The sequence below is a fragment of the Caballeronia glathei genome (genome assembly GCF_000698595.1).
In the GTDB taxonomy this organism is placed as follows: Bacteria; Pseudomonadota; Gammaproteobacteria; order Burkholderiales; family Burkholderiaceae; genus Caballeronia; species Caballeronia glathei.
In genome coordinates this window covers 1-7,627 of the sequence record NZ_JFHC01000142.1, presented here as the reverse complement: position 1 = coordinate 7,627, position 7,627 = coordinate 1, and the positions used below count along the sequence as shown (strand labels likewise).

Here is a 7,627-nt window from a genome sequence, read left to right as displayed (position 1 = left end):
GAAGCCGCACGACTCGCAGAAGCCGCAGAAGCCGCAGAAGCCGCACAACCCACCGCACCGACCCGCGCCTTGCCAGACAAGCCCCGCGCGCCACGCCGGGACGCCGCCCGCGAGCGGCGCATCGTCGAACCGAACCCGGTGCCCCCGGTTACGTTTCCCGAAGCGCTGCCGGTCTCCGGCCGTCGCGAGGAAATCGCGCGCGCGATCCAGGCGAACCAGGTCGTGATCGTGAGCGGCGAGACCGGCTCCGGCAAGACGACCCAGCTTCCGAAAATCTGCCTGTCGCTCGGGCGCGGCCTGGGCGCGGGCGGCGCGGGCCTGATCGGCCACACGCAGCCGCGCCGGATCGCGGCGTCGGCGACCGGACGGCGCATCGCGGAGGAACTCGGCACGCCGTTCGGCGAAGTGGTCGGCTATAAGGTGCGTTTCACCGACAACCTGTCGCCGGGCGCGTCGGTCAAGCTGATGACGGACGGCATCCTGCTCGCGGAAACGCAGACCGACCCGCTGCTTGCAGCCTACGACACGATCATCATCGACGAGGCGCACGAGCGCAGCCTCAACATCGATTTCCTGCTCGGCTACCTGAAGGAAATCCTGCCGCGCCGGCCCGATCTCAAGCTGATCGTGACATCCGCGACCATCGACGCCGAGCGCTTCGCGCGCCATTTCGGCAGCGACGGGAAGCCCGCGCCGGTGATCGAAGTGAGCGGGCGGCTGTACCCGGTTCAGGTGCGCTATCAGCCGGTCGAGGAGGAGAGCCCGGCCGTGAAGAACGCGCAGGGCACGCCGCAAAAGGAGCCGCGCCAGAAAAACCAGCGCGGGACCGACCGCGACCTGATGGAAGCGATCGTCGATGCCGTCGACGAACTCTGCCGCGAAGGCCCCGGCGACGTGCTCGTGTTTCTTCCCGGCGAGCGCGAGATCCGCGACGCCGCCGAGGCGCTCAGAAAGCACCATCCGCCGCACACGGAAATCCTGCCTTTGTTCGCGCGGCTGTCGGCGGCGGAGCAGGAGCGCGTGTTCAAGGCGTCGAACGCGCGGCGCATCGTGCTGGCGACCAACGTCGCGGAAACGTCGCTGACGGTGCCGGGCATCCGCTACGTGGTCGATGCGGGCATCGCGCGCGTGAAGCGCTACTCGTACCGCAACAAGGTGGAGCAGTTGCAGGTCGAGCCGGTGTCGCAGGCGGCGGCCAACCAGCGGGCGGGGCGCTGCGGGCGCGTTGCGGACGGCGTGTGCATCCGTCTCTACGACGAGGCCGATTTCGCCGCGCGCCCGCGCTTCACCGACCCCGAGATCCTGCGCTCGTCGCTTGCCTCGGTCATCCTGCGGATGAAGTCGCTGCACCTGAGCTCGATCGAAACGTTCCCGTTCATCGAGCCGCCGCCCGGCCGCGCGATCGCCGACGGCTATCAGCTGCTGAACGAACTCGGCGCCGTCGACGACGACAACGCGCTCACGCCGCTCGGGCGCGAACTGGCGCGCCTGCCGCTCGATCCGCGCGTCGGGCGCATGATTCTCGCCGCGCGCGACCATCAGGCGCTGCGCGAGGTGCTGATCATCGCCGCGGCGCTCTCCGTGCAGGACCCGCGCGACCGCCCGATCGAGGCGCAGGAGCAGGCGGATCAGGCGCACCGCAAGTTCGTCGACGAGCGTTCCGAGTTCCTGCAATGGACGCGCATCTGGGCGTGGTTCGAGGACGCGATTGCGCACAAGAAGTCGAACCGGCAGCTCACCGACGCGTGCCGCGCGAATTTCCTGTCGCACTTGCGGCTGCGCGAGTGGCGCGACGTGCATTCGCAATTGCTGACCGTCGTGCGCGAGCACGGCTGGCGCCTGAACGAATCGGACGCGACGTTCGAGCAGATCCATCTTTCGCTTCTCACCGGCCTGCTCGGCAACGTGGGCCTCAAAGCCGACGACGAGCCGTACTACCTCGGCGCGCGCGGCATCAAGTTCTACCTGTGGCCGGGCTCGGCGCTCCTGAAAAAGGCGGGGCGCTGGGTGATGGCGGGCGAGCTCGTCGAGACGAGCCGGCTCTATGCGCGCACCATCGCGAAAATCGAGCCGGACTGGCTCGAGCAGGTCGGCGCGCACCTGTTGCGCAAGTCGCTCTCCGAGCCGCACTGGGAAAAGAAAGCGGCGCAGGTCGCGGCCTTCGAGCGCGCCACGCTGCACGGGCTCACCGTCTACGCCCGGCGGCGCGTGAGCTTCGGCAAGCAGGACCCGGAGCGCGCCCGCGAGCTTTTCATTCGCGGCGCGCTGGTGGAAGGCGAATTCGACACGAAGCTGCCGTTCTTTGCGCACAACCGCAAGCTCGTCGCGGATATCGAGCAGCTGGAGCACAAGTCGCGGCGGCAGGACGTGCTCGTCGACGACGAACTGATGTTCGCTTTCTACGACGCGCTCGTGCCGAAGGGCATCTACACGGGCGCGGCGTTCGAGCGCTGGTATCGCGACGAGGAGAAGGCGGGCAAGACACGGCTGCTCTTCCTTTCGCGCGACGACCTGATGCGCCACGAAGCGGCCGGCATCACGACCGACCTGTTTCCGAAGCGCATGACGATGGCCGGCATCGAGATGTCGCTTACGTATCACTTCGAGCCCGGCTCGCCGCGCGACGGCGTGACGCTCACGGTGCCGCTTTACGGGCTGAACCAGATCGACGCGCGGCGCGCCGAATGGCTCGTGCCCGGGATGCTGAAGGAGAAGGCGCAGTTGCTGCTGAAGTCGCTGCCCCAGAAATTGCGGCGGCATGTGGTGCCGCTGCCGGAGTTCGCGGCGGGTTTCGTCGAGCGCCACGGCGGGCCGAAGTTCGGCGCGGGCGGTCTGCTCGACGCGCTGATCGCGGATGTTCGCGGCGAGACGCAGGTCGCGATGAAAGGCTCCGACTTCAAGCTCGAAACGCTGCCGGCGCATCTCTTCATGAACTTCAAGGTGATCGACGAGCACGGCCGGCAGCTCGCGATGGGCCGCAACCTCGCGCAGTTGCGCGCCGAACTGGGCGGTCAGGCGCAGCAGCATTTCCAGAAGCTCGCGGCGGGCGCGTCGCTCGATCTGATGGGCGATGCCGGGCCGCAGACGTCGGTGGCGGCGCCTTCGGGCGATCCGTCCAGCACCGCGCTCTACGAAAATCTCACGACGTGGAATTTCGGCAAGCTGCCTGAACTGCTCGAAATCCGGCGTCGCGGGCAGACGCTTTTCGGCTATCCGGCGCTCATCGATCGCGGCACGCATTGCGATGTCGAAGTGTTCGATTCGCCGGAAGAAGCGGCGCGGATTCATCGCGCGGGCCTGCGACGCCTCTTCGCGCTGCAACTGCGCGAGCCGATCAGGTATCTGGAGAAGAACCTCGGGGGCTTGCGCGAGATGTCGCTGCAATACATGGCGCTCGGCACGCAGGAAGATCTGCGCGACCAGATCATCGAGACGGCGCTTGACCGCGCGTGCCTGCAAGACCCGCTTCCCGACGACGACGCCACTTTCCACAAGCGCCGCGACGAGGGGAAGGGGCGTCTCACGCTGCTTGCGCAGGAGATCGCGCGGCTGACGGGGCAGATCCTCGCGGAATACGCCGCGGTCGTGAAGAAGCTCGCGCAGGCGAAGTCGTTCGGCGCGGCCTACGCCGACATGCAGTCGCAGCTCAATGCCCTGATCGGCAAGCGGTTCGTGATCGACACGCCGTACACGCAGCTCGCGCATTTCCCGCGCTATCTGAAAGGGATCGCGCTGCGCATCGACAAGCTGAAGGCCGATCCGTCACGCGATGCTCGCCTTTTTGCCGACTTGCAGCCGCTCGCGCAGAACCATCAACGGGCGATGGCGCAGCGGGGCGGTGTCGCGGATGCGCGGCTCTCCGAATATCGATGGCTGCTGGAGGAATTGCGTGTGTCGCTGTTCGCGCAGGAATTGCGAACGCCGATGCCGATTTCGGTCAAGCGGCTTCACAAGGTGTGGGAATCGATGCAGCGGTGATGTGGGGATGAAGGCACGAGGCCGGCATGACGCCGGCCTCGTGCTTTTTTGCGCAGCGTTTCCTGCGGCGCGCCTACTTCAGCTTGTCGATCTTGACCGGTTCTGCGGTCACGGCCGCGGGGATCACCACGAGCGTCGCTTCCGACGCGGGCAGCGTTGCCTGCGCGACCTGCGGCGCGTTGTCGTACTTGCGCCACTTGCCCTCGGCGAGCGTCTCCACTGCGTCGCCGCACTTGCGGTAATAGTTACGCGCTTCGTTGCGCGAGTTGAAAACCACCTTCAACTGGCAAACCAGTTGCGGCGCGCCGGCTTCGTTCGTCACGTTCAGCAGATAGTCCCATTCCTTCACGCCGAAAAAGCCTTCCTGGAACTGCGGACGGCCGAGCAGGCCCGAGATCTGGTCCTTGGTCAGGCCGGGCTTGAGCTTGCGCAAAGCCTCGACGAGCGGATAGCTGCCGCCGTACATCCACGACTTGTTCACCGCGGGGAAGACGAGCTTGTCGTTGCTGCCATCGGCGGAGAGCTGGCTGCCCGTGGTGCAGCCGGCAAGGAGAACGGCGGCCGACAGCGCGGCGGTGAGGGCGGCGCGAGCGCAGGCGCGGCCGGAGAACATCGGGAAAGGGTTTTTCTTCATGCTCGATTCACCAGTTTCAATTTTTTTGTCATGAGTTCCGGGCACGGCTTCGAAACGCGTCGAAACCGCGCCGGACCTTGAAGGGAGCCGTCTGGACGGCCCCGTGCGATGGCTTACCAGTGCATCCCGGCGCCGAGCGACACGCCGAACTCGCCGCGCGTGCTGGTCGTGCCGGTGGCCTTGTAGACCCAGGTGCCGTTCTCGGACAACTGCGACACGCCGATTGCCAGAGCGGATTGCCCGCCATACGTGCCGCCGCCGACCGCCACCATGCCGCGGCCCGGCAACACGGCCTGCGGCAGGCCCGCGACAGCCAGTGCGGCCGCCGCGCCGCCGAAGGCGTCCTTGCGTGCGCTGTCGAACTTCGAATTCGTGTAGTCGTTCGCCTGCTTCAGCGTATTCGACGACGCCTGCTTCAACTGGTTGACGTTCACCGCGTCGGTGCCTTGCGTGCCGGGCGCGACGTGGGTGATCTGCCGCTCCTGACCGGCCGAACCGACCGACACCGAATTTGCGCGATCCGTCACGGAGTTCTGACCGAGCGCGACGGAGTTGGCATCGGTGGCTTTCGAGCCGCTGCCGATCGCCGTCGAGCCGCTGCCCGACGCCGACGCGTTCTGGCCGGCGGCGAGCGAGCCCGCACCCGATGCCGTTGCGCCCGCGCCGTATGCGGCCGACCCCGTGCCCGTCGCCGATGCCTTCGCACCCGAGGCGACCGACTGCGTTCCGCTCGACACCGCGCCTTCCGTGTCCCGATCGCCTTCCGCGCTGAAGAACGGATTCGCCGAATTGACGATCGCGTTGTTCACCTGGCTCACGGCGTCGTTCAACTGGCCGACGTTCACGGCGTCGGTGGCGGCGGTGCCGGCCGCGACGTTATGGAGGGCGGTGCCGCCCGCGGCCGGGTCGCCTTCGAGCGTGACGCTGTTCTTGTTGACCGTGCCGTCGGGATTGCGGTCGTACTTCACCGCGCCTTCGACGGTTTCCGCGATGGTGTCGACTTTGGTGGTCACGCCTTTCAGCTGCGCGACGTTGACGGCTTCGTCGTCGTTCAGACCTGCGGCGACGCCGCTGATCGTGCGATTGCCGACGTTGACTTCGCCCACCGACGATTGCGTGCCGGTGAGGCCATAGCCGGTGTAGGAGTCGCGTTTGCCGACTTGTGTCGAGGAACCCGCGCCGAGCGCGACGCTGTTGGCAAGCGTCGCCTGAGCGCCCTGGCCGATGGCGACTGCCTGGTCAGCCGAAGCATTGGCGGCGTTTCCGAACGCCGCGCTCGATGCGCCGGACGCGTTTGCGTCAGCGCCGACCGCGACGGCGTCGGCTGCCGCGTAGGAATAGAAGCCGACCGCTGTGGCATTGGCGCCGTCCGCGGCGGCGGACGATCCGAGGGCCGTTGCGTTTTCGCCAATCGCTCCGGCGTACAGGCCGAGAGAGGTGGCTCCGAAGCCTTCAGCGTAGCTTCGCGAGCCGACGGCGGTTGCGTCGACTCCGACCGAGTGGGCCTTGTAGCCGAGCGCGGTTGCGCTATTGCCATCGGCGATGGTGTCTTCGCCGATCGCCGTGCTTCCAGGCTCCTTCGCGTTGGCGGCGTGTCCGACGGCGGTGGCTCCTTCGGCACCCGCCATGGCGCTCGCGCCCGCGGCGAGCGAGTAGCCTGCCGTCGCCTTTGCGTCCTTGCCGATCGCGACCGCGGAGTCCTCGGTGGCATCGGTTAAATAGCCGATGCCCACTGAGTAGTTCCCGGTGGCGTTGGCGTTCGAGCCGATGGCCACTGCAACTCCGGTACCGCGGACGCCTCCCTCGGTTTTGGTGCCTGCAGTTGCGCTTTCACCGATAGCGACCGATGCACGCCCGTATGCCTGCGCACCAGCGCCTACGGCAACACCGTTAGTGTAGGCGTAGGCGCCACCGATGGCAACGCCGCCAAAGCTGCCAAGCGTCTTGGAACCTGTGCCGATGGCGACGCCGTCGCGGGTGGTCGCTTCCGAGTCCGTGCCGATGGCGACGCTGGATTTTCCGCTTGCGTTCGCGCGTGCGCCCGCGGCAAAGCTTGATTCAGCCGATGCCGTCGCGTTCGCACCTACAGCAATGGCTTCGAGCGAGGTGGCCTTCGAGGCTGCCCCGACTGCGATCGCATTATTCGCGGAGGCGAATGAGCCGCCGCCGTTCGCGATACTGAATTTTCCGCTTGACTGCGCGCCGCCGCCGATAGCGATCGAGCTGTCCTCACTGGCGGCAGCGTATTCGCCGATCGCAACGCTGCTGCTGTCGCCGATAGCCTGCGCGCTCGTACCGATGGCAATGCCGCCGTTGGTCGACTGAGCGCCTTCGCCGGCGTGAAGGTTGCCTGCGGTGGGTTCCGGTGTCCAGTCATCCGCATGCGCCTGCCCTGCCAGCGCTCCGCCCGCGACCACCGCGCAGGCAACGATGAGCCTGCCGCGCGAACTCTTGCGCTTCGTTTTCGACCGCGACATTTCCGAAGCGGCGACCCACGTTCCCGTCGATTCGTTCCAGATTGCCTTGAAGATTCTGTTCATAAAAAAGGATGTCTAACCAAATGATAAAAACTGTCGATTTCTGATGCGCACGCGGCTGGCCGGGCGCTCCGTGAAACGAGGGCTGTGGGCCTCGTGTTCTTCGGTCCGCCAAAATTCGGACTCCTGCGATGGATTGTCCGCAGACCTAGAATCGCGAGATACTCGCTCCAATTCCCGATCGCAAATACGCGAAATTTCCTATATCGAAAGAAAACGGAAACGATTTGACGCTTCGCGACAATCCGCGAAAGTCGGAAGAAGCTAGGGCGATTCTGAAAAAGCGACGCGCCCCGGCGTGGCAGCGGTGCGAGGCGTAGGAAGATGAGGGAAAAGGGGACGGAAGCGGCGGCCGGGCCGGAACCCGGCAGGTGAGCGCGCCCGAAAGGCCGCCGGAAGCGCCGCGTGCGCGGTGACGACGAGCCGCCCGCACGATATATGCCGAGTCGCCTACGGGCCGCGCACGGCCGGAGACGAC

At 66.5% G+C, this 7,627-nt stretch carries 3 protein-coding genes and 1 pseudogene; 1 reads left to right on the top strand and 3 read right to left on the bottom strand.

Annotation, left to right across the window (positions count from 1 at the left end; all coding sequences use genetic code 11):
* The first annotated feature begins 69 nt into the window (after positions 1 to 69).
* Positions 70 to 3,978 carry an ATP-dependent RNA helicase HrpA gene (gene hrpA, locus BG61_RS37215; RefSeq protein ID WP_075584321.1) on the top strand — a complete coding sequence of 1,303 codons (3,909 nt, stop codon included), beginning with the start codon at positions 70 to 72 and terminating at the stop codon, positions 3,976 to 3,978.
* Between the two features lie 73 nt (positions 3,979 to 4,051).
* On the opposite strand, the gene BG61_RS39635 is transcribed toward hrpA, so the two are convergent.
* The 3 genes and pseudogenes from BG61_RS39635 to BG61_RS44915 form a co-directional block, all read right to left on the bottom strand.
* A complete protein-coding gene (locus tag BG61_RS39635; protein ID WP_081868322.1) occupies positions 4,052 to 4,612 on the bottom strand; it encodes an outer membrane protein assembly factor BamE in 561 nt (186 codons plus the stop codon).
* 113 nt (positions 4,613 to 4,725) lie between these two features.
* Positions 4,726 to 6,387 carry a YadA family autotransporter adhesin gene (locus BG61_RS37205; RefSeq protein ID WP_051673070.1) on the bottom strand — a complete coding sequence of 554 codons (1,662 nt, stop codon included), beginning with the start codon at positions 6,385 to 6,387 and terminating at the stop codon, positions 4,726 to 4,728.
* 183 nt (positions 6,388 to 6,570) lie between these two features.
* Positions 6,571 to 7,152, bottom strand: a pseudogene (locus tag BG61_RS44915) (ESPR-type extended signal peptide-containing protein); the annotation flags it as partial.
* Positions 7,153 to 7,627 lie beyond the last annotated feature (475 nt).

Bases quoted from the DNA above. Each gene is read 5' to 3' on its own strand.
- BG61_RS39635 (WP_081868322.1), bottom strand. From the start codon at position 4,612: ATGAAGAAAAACCCTTTCCCGATGTTCTCCGGCCGCGCCTGCGCTCGC.